This window comes from Demequina sp. NBRC 110053 (assembly GCF_002090095.1).
Lineage (GTDB): Bacteria > Actinomycetota > Actinomycetes > Actinomycetales > Demequinaceae > Demequina.
The window spans coordinates 1,634,103-1,650,645 of the sequence record NZ_BBRJ01000002.1; the positions used below are offsets into that span (position 1 = coordinate 1,634,103).

Below are 16,543 nucleotides of genomic sequence, written 5' to 3' on the forward strand. Positions count from 1 at the left end.
GCCGCGGCGTGCCATGGCGAGATGGTTCGGAAGTGTCGGACTGGGGTGGGTGGGTCGTCGGCCGGCGCATCGGCGCTTGCGGCGCCACCGGGATTCGCATCCGCGAGCCCGACCACGGACAATGGAGCCATGACCGATGCGACCGCTGACGATCAGCCCCACGGCTTCACCCTCTTCTCCGTCCTCGACGGCCTGCTCGACGCCCCGGACGAGGACCTTCCTGACATCGTCGAGCACTTCGACCAGGCGGTCGAGGAGCTCGCCGAGCACGACGTGGTCCTGCGCGGCATCTACGACGTGTCCGGCCTGCGCGCCGACGGCACCGTCATGCTGTGGCTGCATGGCCCCGACCTCGCCGACCTGCAGCTGGCGCTGCGCGAGCTGCACGCGACCGAGTTGCTGGCCGACACCACGCTCACCTGGTCCGCCGCAGGCGTTCACCGCCCAGCAGAGTTCAACAAGGCCCACGTGCCGGGCTTCCTGCGGGGCGAGCGCCCTCGGGACTGGCTGACCGTCTACCCCTTCGTGCGCAGCTACGAGTGGTACCTGCTGAGCGACGAGGAGCGCGGCCAGATGCTGCGCGAGCACGGCATCAAGGGCTCGAAGTTCAAGGGCGTGATCGCGAATACTGTCGCGGCGTTCGCCTTGGGCGACTACGAGTGGCTGCTGCCCATGGAGGCCGACGAGGTCACGGATCTGGTCGACATGATGCGCGACCTGCGCTACACCGAGGCGCGGCGTCATGTGCGCGAGGAGGTCCCGTTCTACACCGGGCGCCGAGTCGAGACGGCCGAGGCCGTGGAGGTGCTCGCGTCATGACCGAGCCCACCCCCGCCCAGGTGACGACCGAGCTGCCGCCGCTCGCCGCATCGGCCCGCACGAAGGCGCCAGCGACGTACGACTGCATCCTGCTGGCTGGCTTCGGCGGGCCCGAGGGTCAGGACGACGTCATCCCCTACCTGCGCAACGTCACGGCTGGTCGAGGAGTGCCGGATGAGCGCCTCGAGGAGGTCTCGCACCACTACCGCCACTTTGGCGGCGTGAGCCCCATCAATCAGCAGAACCGCGACCTCAAGGCCGCGCTCGAGGCGGAGATCGCCTCGCGCGGCCTCGGCCTGCCGGTCTACTGGGGCAACCGCTTCTGGGCGCCCTACTTCGACGACGCGCTGCGCGAGCTCCACGCGGACGGCCACCGCCGCGTGCTGGTGCTCGTCACCACCGCCTTCTCCTCCTACTCGGGGTGCCGGGCCTACCGGGAAGACCTCGCGGCGGCGCTCGAGCGGACCGGGCTCGACGGGGAGATCGTGCTCGACAAGGTGCGTCAGTACTTCGACCACCCCGGGTTCGTCGAGCCCAACGTGAACGCGGTGCTCGAGGGCCTGCGGCAGCTGGTCGCAGACGGCAACGGCGAGAGCCCGCACGTCATGTTCGCGACCCACTCGATCCCCTCGGCGGCGGCCGATGTGTCCGGACCTCGTGAGGCGCGCCCGGACGGCACCCCGGTGCCCACCGGAGGGGGCGAGGCCTGGTACGCGGGCGGCGGCTGGTACGCCGAGCAGCAGCGGGCCGTGTCCGCGCTGGTCATGGATCGCGTCGCGGGCGAGTTCCCCGACGTGCCCTGGACGCTGGTCTACCAGTCGCGCTCGGGCGATCCGTCCGTGCCGTGGCTCGAGCCCGACATCAACCTCGCGATCGAGGCGCTCGACGAGTCCGTGACCGGACTCGTGATCTCGCCCATCGGGTTCGTCTCGGATCACATGGAGGTCGCGTGGGACCTCGACAACGAGGCCCTCGAGACGTGCGAGGAGCGCGGACTGCCGATGGTGCGCGTGCCGACGGTGGGGATCGATCCCGCGTTCGTGTCGGGGCTCATCGACCTGGTCGAGGAGCGCCATGTGGGCGCGGCCGACGACGCGCCGCGGCCGCGCGAGGCGCTGACGGACCTCGGGCCGTGGCAGGACGTGTGCCCGGCCGACTGCTGCCTCGGCCGCGCTGCGAAGCCGACCGTCGCATCGGCCGGCTGAGCCCCTCCTCGAGGGGGCGTCGGCCGCCGGCGCCGATGCGCGCGCCCGTCGATTTACGTCACACGGGTATTGCTTAAGTCGGGTCGGGTGGCTAGCGTGGGCACTGCGAGGTCGCCTCGCAGCCGCACCCTGGAGGATCACATGGCCATGCCCGTCTCGACGCTCACCCACGTCGCCGCCCTCGCCGGGGCCGTGCCGCACCTCACGGTCTCGCTCGACACGGACAATGGCGCGACCGTCATCGTGGGCGATTTTCCAGAGGCTTCCCTGTGCACGCACGCGTTCCGTCAGGTCATCGCCGACTGGCCGACCGAGTCCGGGCACGCTCCGTGCGTCGACGACATCCACTTCGACGGGGCCGACGCGCGCGGGCCAGTCCTCGCCACCGGCCAGGTGCGATGGTTCTCGACGGGGCTCGGGGCCCAGCGTGCCGTCGCGGCGCTGCGCACGTCCCGCAGGGGTCAGCAGAAGATCAGCGTGCAGGTGCGCTTCGACGCGCTGCTCGCCGTTTCGGTGGTGCGCATGGAGTCGGACGCGCTCGCGGACGACGAGCTCGATGACGCCGCCATCGCCGCGTACGCGACCTGTGAGGCCGAGAGCCTCCTGGCCTCGGTGAGCGCCGCCGCCTGACCTAACTGTCCGCCGCCTCGGTGAAGGCCCGTCGCGGCTCATGGATCCGACCCATCGACACGAGGTCACGGCGGAAGAACAGGGCGGTCGTCCAGTCCAGCACCACCCGCGCCTTGCGGTTGAAGGTCGGGATCTGGCTCATGTGATAGGTCCGGTGCATGAACCACGCGGGCCAGCCGCGCAGCTTCACGCCCATGACGTCCGCGACGCCCTTGTTGAGGCCGAGCGACGCGACGAGGCCCAGGTGCTTGTGCTTGTAGTCCGTGAGCTCTCGGCCCCTCAAGTGGTCCGCCAGGTTGGCGCCGAGGTGACGCGCCTGGCGCACCGCGTGCTGGGCGCTCGGCGCGCAGTAGGCGGGCTGCTCCTTGGTGAGGTCGGGCACCTGGGCGCAGTCGCCTGCGGCCCACGCGCCCTCCACGACGGTGCCGTCCTCGTCGGTCACCTGCAGGGTCGGCGCGCAGATGACGTGACCCTTGGGGCCGAGGGGGAGATCGGAGGAGCCGAGGATCGGCGATGGCTTGACGCCCGCTGTCCACACCACCGTGTCCGCCTCGAACGCCTCGCCATTGGACAGCTCGACGTGCCCATCGACGCATGACTCGAGCTTGGTCTCGAGGTAGACCTCCATGCCGCGATCGCGCAGCTCCTTCAGGGTGTACTCGCCCATCTCCTCGCCCATCTCGGGCAGGATCCTGGGCATCATCTCGACCATGACGAACCGCAGATCCTTCGCCGACAGCTCGGGGTGATAGCGCAATGCCGCCCGCGCCATGTCCTCGGTCTCCGCGAAGGCCTCGACGCCTGCGAACCCACCACCCACGAACACGAACGTAAGCAGGCGGCGGCGCAGGTCAGGATCGTCGGTCGACGCGGCTCGAGCGAGTCGGCCCAGAACACGGTTGCGCAGGTTGATGGCCTCCTCGACGTACTTGAAGCCGATCGCGAACTCCTTGAGCCCCGGGATGGGCAGCGTGCGGGACACCGACCCGAGTGCGACCACCAGCTCGTCGTACTCGAGGGTGCGCTCGTCGCCGTAGTCGCTCGTGACGTCCACCTGTCTCTGATCGTGGCGAATCGCCGCGACCCGTCCCTGGATCACCCGGGACCCTTTCATCTCTCGCCGCAGCGGCACCACGGAGTGGCGTGGCTCGATCGAGCCTGCGGCCGCCTCGGGCAGGAAGGGCTGGTAGGTCATGTAGGGCCGGCGGTCGACGATGGTGACGTCGACGTGCCTGCCGGCCCTCTTCTTGAGCTCGAGGGCGGTGTACAGGCCTACGTATCCGCCGCCGAGGATGAGCACGCGAGTTGTCATGGAAGAGCCTCCTGGACAGTGCAACCGAACGGCGGCCGACACTGTTCCGCGAGAGGTGGTGATGCGGCGCTGCCGCGGTGGTCGGTGGCGAGCCATCGCGACAGCGCGGGTTCTCGATCATCTCGCGCCCGAAGGATTCGAGAACGATTTCGATGCTGAGGGGATCGCCTCAGCGTTGACCTGGACTAGATGTGAACGCTAACGTTCTCGGCATCGCACGAGGCCGTGCCGCGGCCGACAATCACGATGGAGTGAGTCACCTCATGAACGATGGCGTTCGCAATCGCACCGCACGTCCCCTCAGCGCTTCCCTGATCGCCGTCCTCGTGGCGAGCGCGGCAGGCACCGTCGCGGCGGCTTCCCCGCTCGACGACGCCGCGGGCGACCTGGTCCTGCACTATGACTTCGCCGATGGGATCGTGGACGGCGCTGTCGTCGACGTCTCCGGAGGGGGACACCACGGCACGGTGCAGGGCTCCGGGGCCACGGTGGAGGACGGCGCGCTGGTCCTCAGCGGCGAGGCGACGGTCGACCTCCCCGCCGAGGTGTTCGAGGGGCAGGACGCCCTCACGATCAGCACGTGGCTGCGCAACGACGTCCCGGACGGCAACTACGCCGCCCTCTACGTGGGTAGCGAGGAGCTGCCGCCGTCCCAGTACTGGCTGCTCAACCCCTCGAACCCGGCTGGCCGCTTCAAGTCCGTCATCACCGACGGCCTGGACGCAGGCGCGCCGTGGAACACCGAGTCCGGCATCTCTCCCACGACTGCGTCGCGCGGGATCGCGGGGCCCGTCACCGGCTCCGACTTCGCGCTGTACACCACCGTCATCACCTCCACCTCGATCACCGGGTACCTCGACGGCGACAAGATCGGCACCGTGCCGACCTCGCGCGGCATCGGCGACCTCGGCACGGAGCTGATAGCCCGCATCGGCACCTCGCCGTACTCGGGTTACGGCGATCCCCACTGGGAGGGCGCGATGGGCGACCTCAAGGTCTTCACCGCGGCCCTCACGGATCAGCAGGCCGCGTCGCAGTACTACGAGGAGCTGGGCGACGACGCGATCAGCCAGGCGGGGGTGGACGAGGACGCCGCCGCGCTGTCGCTCCCCGCGACCACGGCATCCGACCTGGTGCTGCCCACTGCGGGCGTCAACGGCTCCGAAATCGTATGGTCGAGCTCGGACGAGGGCGTCATCGCGACGGACGGCACCGTCCAGGTGCCCGGCGCCGACACCGCCGTCACCCTGACGGCGGACCTCGAGCTCGCCGGGCAGACCGCCCAGCGCGAGTTCACCGTGACGGTCACCGGCGACCTCGACTCCACCCTGGTGCTGCGCTACGACTTCACGGACCCCATCGACGACGGCACCATCGACGACATCTCCGGCAACGGCTTCGACGGCACGGTCGCCGGCACCGGAGCGACGGTCGACGCCGAGGCCGGCGTGCTGACGCTCCCCGGCGGCGCGGGTGGCTCGGGAGCGGGCCACGTCTCCGTGCCTGCCGAGGCGTTCGAGGGCAAGAACACCCTCACGATCTCCACCTGGCTGCGCAACCGCACCGGCTCCGGCAACTACGCCGCGATGTTCTTCGGCAAGGCCGCGAGCACCCCGCTGCAGTACTGGCTCCTCAACCCCAAGAACCCCGAGGGTCGCTTCAAGACCGTCATCACCAACGGCAATCCCTCCTCGCAGCCGTGGACCACGGAGGCCGGCGTCACGACCGGCACCAGCGCGACGCGCGTGCAAGGCCCCGTCACGCCGGTCGACGAGTGGATGCACATGACGACGGTCATCACGCCCACCTCGGTCTCCGGATACCTCGACGGCGAGCTCGTGGGCACCGTTCCGGTGACCCGCACGGTCTCGCAGTTCGGCGCGGATCTGGTCGCCTACCTGGGGCGCTCGTCCTACCCCGACAAGTTCTTCGCGGGCGACTTCCGCGACGTCGCGGTCTACGAGGCCGCGTTCACCGAGCAGCAGGTGTCCCAGGAGTACTGGACCAGCGCCGGCGACGACGCGATCGACGTCGCTCTCGAGGCGGATGCGGACGCGATCATGTTGGACGGCACGTCCGTGACCGAGGACGTCGACCTGCCCTTAACAGGTGCGTCGGGCTCGACCGTCACCTGGGCGTCCTCCGACGAGGCCGTGATCTCCACGGACGGCGCCGTCACGCGACCGGCCGATGCGAATGCCACGATCGCGTTGACGGCCACCTTCGAGTTCTACGGCCGCACCTACGAGCGCGCCTACGAGGTCACTGTCATCGCGGACAACCCGGAGGCGGATCTGGATTACGCGGTCGCGCAGTACGACCTGGGCGTGTCCGTGCTGTGGGACGACATCACGCTGGCCGACTCGTGGGGCGAGGCCATCGCCGTCACGTGGGAGACCTCCGATGACGCGGCGGTGACGGACGAGGGCATCGTGACCCGCGGTGCGAGCGCGCAGGATGCGACGCTCACCGCGACGTTCACGCGCGACGCGGTGAGCGTCGAGCGCGCGTTCGACGTGACGGTGCTGCCCGAGGTCGCGGGCTACCTGGGCACGTATATCCGCACCCCGCAGAACGACGACGACACCGCAAGCGTCCACCTGGCGCTGTCCGAGGACGGTGCGGCGTTCCAGGCCCTGAACGACAACAAAGGCGTGCTGTTCCCCTCGGCGGCGGACGTGAACACCGACGTCAATCGCGAGATCGCCTCCCCCACGGCATTCCATCTGCCGGACGGCGGGTACGGACTGCTGGCGACCATTCCTGGGACCAGCGCGAACGACGCCTACGTGTACGAGACCGACGACCTGGTGACCTACGCGAACCAGCGCCGTGTGACGTTCGCGCCCGGCACCTCAGGAGTGACCCGAGTGGCCGTCGAGTTCGACAACGCGATCGGCGCGTACCGCCTGCTCTACACCGCCGGCGGCACCGACTACGAGGTCACCACCCCGGACTTCTCGAGCTTCTCCGAGCCGGTGGAGGCGGACCAGGCCGCATCGTTCGTGAGCGGCACGTTCCCCGAGGGTGCGCTCACCACCGACGCCATCGGGATCACGCAGGCGCAGTTCGACCACCTCGCCATTGCCCTGTCCCTCGAGCGCGTGCACTCGGTCAGCGTGGACGGCTTCGACCCGCTCGACGTCAACCGCAGCGAGGGCGTCGAGCTGCCCGACAGCACCACGGTCCACTACTCCAGCGGCGACACGTCTCGCATGGCCGTCGAGTGGGACACCGAGGGCATCGACTTCGATATACCCGGCACCTACGAGATCACCGGCACCGTCCAGGCTCCGCTGTCCACGACCGCGCTCGAGCCGCTCGCCTGGAAGCGTGCGGACCCCGACGTGACCGTGGGGGACGACGGCCTGTACTACCTGACCGGCTCGTACCCGATGTTCAACGCCTCGGACCCGGACGGCTATGACCGTGTGGTCCTCCGTCGGGCGGAGACCCTCGAGGGCCTCGACGCTGCAGAGTCCGAGGAGACCACCATCTGGCTCGAGGACGACCACCCGGGCTACAACGAGTACGTGTGGGCCCCCGAGCTCGCGAAGATCGGCGACGACTGGTACATCCTGTTCACGACCTCGCGCAACACCAGCGTGTGGGACAAGCAGCCGGCGATGCTGAAGTACACGGGCGGCGAGCTCGCGGGCGAGGGCCCGCTCCAGGCCGAGAACTGGGAGACCGTGGGCTACACCGAACCAGCGGCCGGCGACTCGATCGCCTTCAGCGGCAACTTCGCGCTCGACATGACCCACTTCGAGCACGACGGCACCGACTACATGGTGTGGGCCGACAAGTTCGCGCTGTCCACGCTCCGGATGGCGTCGGTGGACGCCGATAATCCGCTCGAGCTCACGAGCGAGTCGATCGAGATCACCTCGCCCGAACACGCGTGGGAGATCGAGAGCGAGTCCGGCACCCCGGTGAACGAGGGCCCGGCCGTGCTGAAGCACGACGGACGGATCTTCATCGCGTTCTCCTCCTCAGCGGTCAACACGTCGTACAACATCTCGTTCCTGTGGGCCGATGAGGACGCCGACCTGCTGGACCCCGCGTCATGGCACAAGGCCCAGTATCCGTACCTCGGCACGGGCGACGTCCCCGGGATGTACGGCATGGGCCACAACTCGTTCACCGTGGACGAGCTCGGCAACCCGGTCCTCGTGTACCACGCACGCTCCTACGACGACACCGACGTCCCGTCCGGCACGGCCACCAATGGGGGCCTGTTCGACCCGCGCCGCAACGCTCACGCCAGGCTGGTGCACTTCGACAAGCTGGGCATGCCGATCCTCGACATGACCCCCGCCGAGGAGCTCGACCCCGCGCTCGCGGACGTCACGATCAGCGTGACCGTGCAGCCCGAGGAAGGCCTCGTGGGCCACTGGCCTCTCGACGAGACCGAGGGGACCGTCGCCGCGGATACCTCGGGCAACGGTCTCGACGCCACCTACGTGGGCGGGCCTGAACTGCAGGGAGACGCCGGCGCTCGTCTGGACGGCATCGACGACTACATCCAGCTTCCCGATGACGTGATGGACGGCCTCGACTCGATCACGGTCAGCACGGAGGTGCTGGTGCGCTCGGGCCAGGCAACGCCCTACTTCATCTGGGGCCTGGGCAATCCCGCCACCTCCAGCTCTGGCGACGGCTACCTGTTCTCGACCGGCAATCCGTACCGAGCCACCATCTCGGACACGAACTGGCAGGGCGAGCAGAACGTCAACTCGGGCGCGAACCTTGAGCGCGGCGTCTGGAAGACGCTGACCTACACGCTCGATGGGGCCACGGACACCGGCGTGCTGTACCTCGACGGCGTCGAGGTCGAGCGCTCCGAGTCCATCACGTTGTCGCCCAGCGACATCGGCGACGGCGTGACGACTCGCAACCTCATCGGCTGGTCGAACTACGCGGCCGACAACCGCCTCGCTGGCACGGTGAGAAACTTCCGCATCTACGACCGGGCGTTGGATGCCGGCGCGGTCGAGGCGCTCGACCCCTCGGATGCGCTGCGAGTGCAGCGCGATCGTCGGTGGCTGGCCATCGACGGCGCGACCGCGGTCACCGACGACATCGACCTGCCGCAGGCAGGCGTCAACGGCAGCGCCATCACCTGGTCCTCGTCCGACCCCTCGGTCATCACCGACGATGGTGTGGTCACGCGGCCCTCGGTGGCCGAGGGCGACGCCTCGGTGGTGCTCACCGCCACGCTCACGCGCGGCGACGAGACGGTGACCAAGGCCCTTTCCGTCGACGTGCGGGCGCAGGCCGACGACCAGTCGATCGCCGATGCGGCGGTGGGCGCTCTGGAGATCGTGAACATCGACGATGTGCGCGGCAACCTGTTCCTCCCGGACTCCTCGTTCGGTCAGGACGTGGTGTGGTCCAGCGCGGACGAGGCGATCGTGGGCACGGACGGTGTGGTCTCGCGTCCCGAGGCGGACGCCGCGGTGACCCTCACCGCGACGGTGACCGTGGGCGAGGCGACAGCCACCCGCGAGTTCGACGCTCAGGTGCGCGCGGCGATCGAGCTGGCGCCGTTCGAGGGCTATGGCTTCTCGTACTTCACCGGGAACTCGATCGACGGCGAGAAGATCTACTTCGCGGCGTCCGACGGCAACGACGCGCTGCACTGGGACGAGCTCAACGGCGGCGAGCCGATGCTCGAGTCCGAGTACGGCACCCGTGGGCTGCGCGACCCGTTCATCATCCGCTCTCCCGAGGGCGACACCTTCTACATGATCGCCACCGACCTGTCGATCGGTCGCAACGGAGACTGGGGTGCCGCGCAGACGAACGGCTCGCAGTATCTCGAGGTGTGGGAGTCCGACGACCTGGTGAACTGGTCCGAGCAGCGGCACGTGAAGGTCGCGCCGGACAACGCCGGCAACCTGTGGGCACCGGAGGCCTACTACGACGAGTCGATCGGCGCGTACGTGGTGTTCTGGGCCTCGAAGCTCTACCCGGACAATGACCGCAGCGTGAGCGTCCCCAACGAGATGCTCTACTCCACCACTCGCGACTTCGTGAACTTCTCGGAGCCGCAGGGCTGGCAGACGGGGCTGTCCCGCATCGACTCCACGGTGCTGGAGGAGGACGGTGTCTATCACCGCTTCACCAAGGACGAGGGTGCCGGCACCACCGGTTGCTCCGACATCATCCAGGAGTACTCGGATGACCTGCGGGCACCCCTCGACGAGTGGGAGTTCGTGACCGGCTGCATCGGCGACAACGCCGGGACCGGTGCGGTCGAGGGTCCGTCGATCGTCAAGTCCAACCCGGGCGACGTGAACGGCGACCACTACTACCTGTTCGTCGACGAGTACGGCGGCCGTGGCTACATCCCGCTGCAGACGGACGACATCGCGAACCCGGACTGGCAGGTGGCGTCCGACTACGACCTGCCGGCCAGCCCGCGTCACGGCACCGTCTTCCCGGTGACCGCCGCGGAGCTCGAGACCCTGCGTGCCGAGATCGTGACGGCGGACCCGGTGAAGGCAGACGAGGACGGGCAGGTGCTGCGCTATGACTTCGAGTCGTACGACGGCACCACGCTGACCGACGTGACGGGCAACGGCTACGACGGCATCATTCAGGGGGGCGCGTCGCCTGTGGATGGAGCGCTGGCCTTCACGGGCGACGACTACGTCGACCTGCCTGACAACATCTTGGCGGGGGTCGAGGACATCACCATCGAGGCGGAGGTCTACCTGGACCCGGCGCTGAGCGGCAACTACTTCATCTACGGGCTGGGCAACACCGACGGTTCGGGAGTGGGCAACGGCTACCTCTTCACCACGGGCAACGCCCAGTACCGCTCCAGCCTCGCCACAGGCAACTGGTCCACGGAGCAGACCGTCCGGGCGTCGTCCGCCTTGCCGCGAGGCGAGTGGGTGACGATGGTCTACACGCTCGACGGCGACACCGCGACCCTGTACCTGAACGGTGTCGAGGTGGCCACGGGCACGGTGACGGCCAACCCTGGTGACATCGGGGCCGGCTTCACCACCGCCAACCACCTGGGTCGCTCCAACTACGATGCCGACGGGCTGTTCCGCGGTCAGTTCCGCGAGTTCGCGCTCTACAACCGGGCGCTGAGCCCGGAGGAGGTCCTCGCGGGCTCCGGCCAAACCGACGTGCTGCTCGGCATCAGCCTCGAGGACGAGTCCGTGCTCAAGGTCGACCCGATCGTGAACCAGACCGAGCGCACGGTCGTGTTCCCCGTCGAGCCGGGGACCGATCTGACCCAGCTGGCCCCCGTGTTCTCCACGGTCGACGGAGTCACCTCCGACCCGGCCTCCGGCAGTGTCGTGGACCTCAGCTCGGAGGTCACCTACCAGCTCGGTGGTGACTCCGATGCGACATGGACCATGGAGGCAGTCGAGATGCGGTCGCCGGTGCTGCCGGGCCTGTACGCGGACCCGAACATCATCGCGTTCGGCGACACGTACTACATCTACGCGACCTCGGACGGCTACCCCGGCTGGGGCGGCAACGAGTTCTACACCTGGTCGTCGAAGAACCTCGTCGACTGGGAGCGCGCGGAGGAGCCTTTCTTGACCCTCGATGGGGAGGACGGCGACGTGCCGTGGGCCACCGGCAACGCGTGGGCGCCCACCGCGATCGAGCGGGACGGGAAGTACTACTTCTACTTCTCAGGTCACAACGCCGAGCTGAACCGAAAGACCATCGGCGTCGCCGTGGCGGACCACCCTGAGGGGCCGTTCGTGGCGCAGCCGGAGGCGATGATCCTCAACAACGAGGCCGTCACCTCAGGCCAGGCGATCGACCCGCACGCGTTCAAGGATCCCGTCTCGGGCACGTACTACCTCTACTGGGGCAACGGATCGCCCGTGATGGCCGAGCTCGCGGACGACATGGTGTCGCTCGAGCCGGGCACCATCCAGGGCATGGCGGGCCTGACCGGGTACCGCGAGGGCTCGTTCATGGTCTACCGCGACGGGATCTACCACCTGACCTACTCGATCGACGACACCGGCAGCGAGAACTACCGGGTGGGCTATGCGACCTCGGACTCCCCTGAGGGTCCGTGGACCTACCGCGGAGTGATCCTCGAGAAGGACGCGTCGTTGGGCATCCTCGGCACTGGTCACAACTCGATCCTCAACGTGCCGGGCACGGACGACTGGTACATCGCGTACCACCGCTTCGCCATCCCGGGCGGCAACGGCACCAACCGGGAGACCACCATCGACCGGCTCACGTTCAACGAGACTACGGGTCTGATCGAGAAGGTCACGCCGACTCTCGGATCCGTCGACCCGCAGGAGATCGAGACCGACGATCCCTCGGTGGAGTCGATCGCGGTGACTCAGCCGCTGACCAAGACCGAGTACATGGTCGGCGACGAGCTGGACCTGGATGGCTTGGAGGTCACGGCGACGTGGACCGACAACGCCACGACGGTCCTGTCCGAGGACGAGTACACGGTGTCCGGCTTCGATTCGTCGACTGCTGGTGACGTGACTGTGACGGTCACGTACGACGAGGACACCTCGATCACCACCACCTTCGCGGTGACGGTGGCCGAGGAGCCTGCCACGGTGGAGTCGATCGAGGTCACGCGGCTGCCGACCACGACGGACTACATGGTGGGTGAGGGCCTGGATCTGGCGGGTCTGGAGGTCACGGCAACGTGGACCGACAGTGCCACGACGGTCCTGTCCGAGGACGAGTACACGGTGTCCGGCTTCGATTCGTCGACTGCTGGTGACGTGACTGTGACGGTCACCTATGACGAGGACACCTCGATCACCACCACCTTCGCGGTGACGGTGGCCGAGGAGACGCAGCAGCCGGAGTTCACGGATGTGGATCAGTCGCTGGAGCACTACGCGTCGATCATGTGGCTGGCGGAGCGTGGCATCTCGAAGGGATGGCAGACCGACAACGGTAGGGAGTTCCGACCGTTCGAAGACATCACGCGTGATGCGATGGCGGCGTTCCTGTACCGCTATGCCGGTTCGCCGGACGTGGACACCTCCGGTCCTTCGCCGTTCGTGGACGTGAACGAGGGCAACACCGAGTTCTACGACGCGATCGTGTGGATGGCTCAGGAAGAGATCTCCGAGGGTTGGGAGGTCGACGGAGAGTACGAGTTCCGTCCGTTGGAGCCCATCACCCGCGATGCGATGGCGGCGTTCCTGTACCGCTACGCGGACGAGCCCACGTTCACCCTGCCGGTGAGCTCGCCGTTCGAGGACATCACGCCCGCGAACACCGAGTTCTACGACGCGATCGTGTGGATGAACCACGAGGGCATCTCGTTCGGCTGGGAGGTGGACGGCGGCTACGAGTACCGGCCGTTCCAGCCCACTACCCGTGACGCGATGGCCGCGTTCCTCGAGCGGTTCCACGAGCAGATCAGCTAGGAACGAGCACACGGACGAGCCCCGGCCCCACCCACGGCGCCGGGGCTCGTCGCGACTGTCAGGAGGGTCGGCGCTCGCCCACCATGGTGGTGACGTCGAGCAGGCGGTCGAGCTCCTCGACGGTGATCTCCCCGCGCTCGACGAAGCCCAGGTCGAGCGTCGCCTCGCGGACCGTGAGGCTCTGCTTGACCGCGTGCTTCGCGATCTTCGCGGCATTCTCGTAGCCGATCACGCGGTTGAGCGGCGTCACGATCGACGGCGAGGCCTCCGCGAGGAACCGGGCACGGTCGATGTTCGCGGTGATCCCGTCGACGGTGCGCTCGGAAAGGACGCGGGAGGCGTTGCCGAGGAGGCGCATGGACTCGAGGACGCCGAGTGCCATGACCGGGATCTGGACGTTCAGCTCGAATGCTCCTGACGCCCCGGCCCACGCGACGGTGGCGTCGTTCCCGACCACGCGGGCGCACACCATCAGCACGGCCTCGGGCACCACAGGGTTGACCTTGCCCGGCATGATCGACGATCCGGGCTGGAGGTCGGGCAGGGCGATCTCGCCGAGCCCCGTGTTGGGGCCTGAGCCCATCCAGCGCAGGTCGTTGCAGATCTTGGTGAGCGACACGGCGATGGTGCGGAGTGCCCCCGAGACCTCGACCAGGCCATCGCGCGCCGACTGCGCCTCGAAGTGGTCGCGCGCCTCCGTGATCGGCAGGCCGGTGTCCTCGGCGAGCAGCTCGATCACGCGCTGGGGGAAGCCCGCAGGGGTGTTGATGCCCGTCCCCACGGCGGTGCCGCCCAGCGGGACCTCCGCGACGCGAGGCAGCGCGGCCTCGAGCCGCTCGATGCCGTAGCGAACGGCGGCCGCGTAGCCGCTGAACTCCTGACCGAGCGTCACCGGCGTGGCGTCCATCAGGTGCGTGCGGCCGGACTTGTAGACCTCGGCGAACTCGGACGCCTTGGCCTCGAGCGAGGAGGCCAGCCGGTCGAGCGCGGGGATCAGGTCGTTCACCAGCGTCGACGTGGCGGCGACGTGCACCGAGGTCGGGAACACGTCGTTGCTCGACTGCGAGCAGTTGACGTGGTCGTTCGGGTGCACCTCGGAGCCGAGCGATCGGGTCGCCAGGGTGGCGATGACCTCGTTGGTGTTCATGTTCGAGCTGGTGCCCGAGCCGGTCTGGAAGATGTCGACAGGGAAGTGCTCGTCGTGCGCACCCGAGGCGACCTCGTCCGCGGCGGCGACCACCGCATCGGCGATCGCCTGGTCGAGAACGCCGAGCTCGGCGTTCGCGCGTGCCGCGGCCTTCTTCACGCGGGCGAGCGCCTCGATGTGGCGGCGCTCGAGCGCGGTGCCGGAGATCGGGAAGTTCTCGACGGCGCGCTGCGTCTGGGCGCGGTAGAGGGCGTGCGCGGGCACGCGGACCTCTCCCATGGTGTCGTGCTCGATGCGGTACTCGGCGGCGTCGTCGCTCTGCTGGCTCATGGCGCCATTGTGTCAGGGCCTCATGGGCGAGACTTCACGGAAGTCGCGTCATCGTGGTCAGGCGCGGCCCTCTCATCTGCTGACAGGACGTCCATCACGAGAGGGAGGCGCCGATGCACGAGCCGCGCAAGCCGTGGACGCCGCAGACGCGCAGGGATCTGCGCGAGGTGCTGGCGCACCCGTCGCATGAGCGCGCCGTGCAGCTTGCCGGCTCCCGCAACGCCCTGGTGCGCGCGACACTCGCGGCGGCGCATGAGACGCCCATCGGGGTGCTGATCCACTTGTCGACCGACGACCACACGGCGGTCCGAGCCGCCGTTGCCGGCAATGCGGCTGTCGTCACGTCGGTGAGCACGGTGCGCCGCCTCGCGGCAGACTCCGATCGCACGGTGCGCGACGCGCTGCGCGCGAACCCCGCGGTGCCCTCCGCGCTGCTCGCGCCGGGAGCTCTCGCGCTCGTGTGAACGCGGAAGCGCGACGCAGTGGGGCCGTCACCGGTCGGTGACGTCAGGCCTCGCCCAGCTCCGCGCTGCTCGGAGGATTCGCCCCTGGCCGTGACACCGTGACGGCCGCGATGCGGGCGCAGCGCTCGAGGACCGCGACCAAGGTCGCATCGTCGATCGCGCGCAGGGCGGAGCGGCGATGGGCACCGAGCAGACCGGCCGTCCACAGCCCGTCCACCAGGCCGCCCATGAACGAGTCGCCGGCGCCCACGGTGTCCGCGACGTCGACGCTGGGCGCATCGATCGTCACCTCGCGCCCGTCCGCGACGAAGGCCGTGGCGCCGTCGCTGCCGCGCGTGAGCACGACGAAGGCGGGTCCGCGAGCGGCCCACTGGTGGGCGACCGCATCGACGTTCTCGCCGTCGGTCAGCCACGCGATGTCCTCGTCCGACACCTTCACCACGTCCGCCAGGGCGATCACGCTCTCGATCCGAGCCAAGGCGCTGGCAGCGTCCCCCATGAGGGCGGGCCTGGCATTCGGGTCGTAGGTGATGGTCGACGTGGACCGTGCGTCCGACAGCAGCCGCATCACGTCGGCGCTCCCTGGCTCGAGCACCGCGGCGATGGAACCGGTGTGCACGACCACAGGCTCGGGGGTGGGTGCCGCGTTCGCTGGCACCTCCCACGTGAGGTCGAAGTCGTAGGCGGCGGCACCGGAGCCATCGAGTGTCGCCGTCGCCACGGGCGTCTGCGCCGCGGTCTGCGAGCCCGCCACGAGGCGCACCCCTGAGGACTCGACGTGCTCGCGCACCTGCGTGCCGTGCGCATCGGCGCCGAGCCAGGTCAGCAGCTCGACCGAGCGGCCCAGCCGCCCCAAGCCGATTGCGACGTTCGCCGGAGAGCCGCCGGGGTGGGCGTCGGTGGAGCCATCCGTGCGGCGCACCACGTCGACCAGCGCTTCGCCGATGATCAGCGCCGTCTCGCTCACGCGTCGTCCTCGGCGGCGGGATCGGGCTGCGTGGCGACGACGACGACGCCGGCGTCAGCGTCGTCCCCCCGCGCCTGCGTGATCCGGTCGCGAGCGCCGTCGAGAAGGTGCTGGCAGCGCGCGGCGAGCGCCTCGCCGCGCTCCCACAGTCCCAGGGACTCGTCGAGCGTGGCCGCGCCGGCCTCGAGCTTGGCCACGATCCCGATGAGCTCGTCGCGTGCCTGCTCGTAGGACAGGGAGTCCACGTCGTCTTGAGACATATGCCACA

The 16,543-nt window shown here is 68.8% G+C and carries 9 protein-coding genes; 5 read left to right on the top strand and 4 right to left on the bottom strand.

Annotated elements, in window-relative coordinates; genetic code table 11:
* Positions 1 to 129: 129 nt before the first annotated feature.
* From hemQ to B7K22_RS07740, 3 genes are all read left to right on the top strand, one after another.
* On the top strand, positions 130 to 819 hold the full coding sequence (gene hemQ / locus B7K22_RS07730) for a hydrogen peroxide-dependent heme synthase (protein WP_084039355.1): 690 nt from the start codon (positions 130 to 132) through the stop codon (positions 817 to 819).
* Positions 816 to 2,024 carry a ferrochelatase gene (locus B7K22_RS07735; protein ID WP_084039356.1) on the top strand — a complete coding sequence of 403 codons (1,209 nt, stop codon included), beginning with the start codon at positions 816 to 818 and terminating at the stop codon, positions 2,022 to 2,024. The genes hemQ and B7K22_RS07735 overlap by 4 nt, the downstream gene beginning before the upstream one ends.
* 147 nt (positions 2,025 to 2,171) lie before the next feature.
* Positions 2,172 to 2,654, top strand: a complete 483-nt coding sequence (locus B7K22_RS07740; protein WP_144276297.1) for a hypothetical protein — start codon at positions 2,172 to 2,174, stop codon at positions 2,652 to 2,654.
* 1 nt (position 2,655) lies between these two features.
* Here B7K22_RS07740 and B7K22_RS07745 read toward each other — a convergent pair whose 3' ends face one another.
* Positions 2,656 to 3,966, bottom strand: coding sequence for an NAD(P)/FAD-dependent oxidoreductase (locus tag B7K22_RS07745; RefSeq protein ID WP_084039358.1), 1,311 nt, complete (start codon positions 3,964 to 3,966; stop codon positions 2,656 to 2,658).
* 263 nt (positions 3,967 to 4,229) lie between these two features.
* Here B7K22_RS07745 and B7K22_RS07750 point away from each other — a divergent pair, with 263 nt between their 5' ends.
* Positions 4,230 to 13,367, top strand: coding sequence for a family 43 glycosylhydrolase (locus B7K22_RS07750; protein WP_084039359.1), 9,138 nt, complete (start codon positions 4,230 to 4,232; stop codon positions 13,365 to 13,367).
* A gap of 58 nt (positions 13,368 to 13,425) precedes the next feature.
* On the opposite strand, the gene B7K22_RS07755 is transcribed toward B7K22_RS07750, so the two are convergent.
* A complete protein-coding gene (locus B7K22_RS07755) occupies positions 13,426 to 14,844 on the bottom strand; it encodes a class II fumarate hydratase (RefSeq protein ID WP_084039360.1) in 1,419 nt (472 codons plus the stop codon).
* 113 nt (positions 14,845 to 14,957) lie between these two features.
* On the opposite strand from B7K22_RS07755, the gene B7K22_RS07760 reads away from it, so the two are divergent.
* Positions 14,958 to 15,308 (top strand): hypothetical protein, encoded by a 351-nt coding sequence (locus B7K22_RS07760; RefSeq protein ID WP_084039361.1) that lies wholly within the window; start codon positions 14,958 to 14,960, stop codon positions 15,306 to 15,308.
* Between the two features lie 43 nt (positions 15,309 to 15,351).
* Here the strand turns inward: B7K22_RS07760 and B7K22_RS07765 are convergent, their stop codons facing one another.
* Both B7K22_RS07765 and B7K22_RS07770 read right to left on the bottom strand, forming a co-directional pair.
* The gene (locus B7K22_RS07765) at positions 15,352 to 16,275 is read right to left on the bottom strand and encodes a carbohydrate kinase (RefSeq protein WP_084039362.1); all 924 of its coding nucleotides are present in this window, start codon (positions 16,273 to 16,275) and stop codon (positions 15,352 to 15,354) included.
* On the bottom strand, positions 16,272 to 16,535 hold the full coding sequence (locus B7K22_RS07770; RefSeq protein WP_084039363.1) for an exodeoxyribonuclease VII small subunit: 264 nt from the start codon (positions 16,533 to 16,535) through the stop codon (positions 16,272 to 16,274). The genes B7K22_RS07765 and B7K22_RS07770 overlap by 4 nt, the downstream gene beginning before the upstream one ends.
* Positions 16,536 to 16,543: the final 8 nt, after the last annotated feature.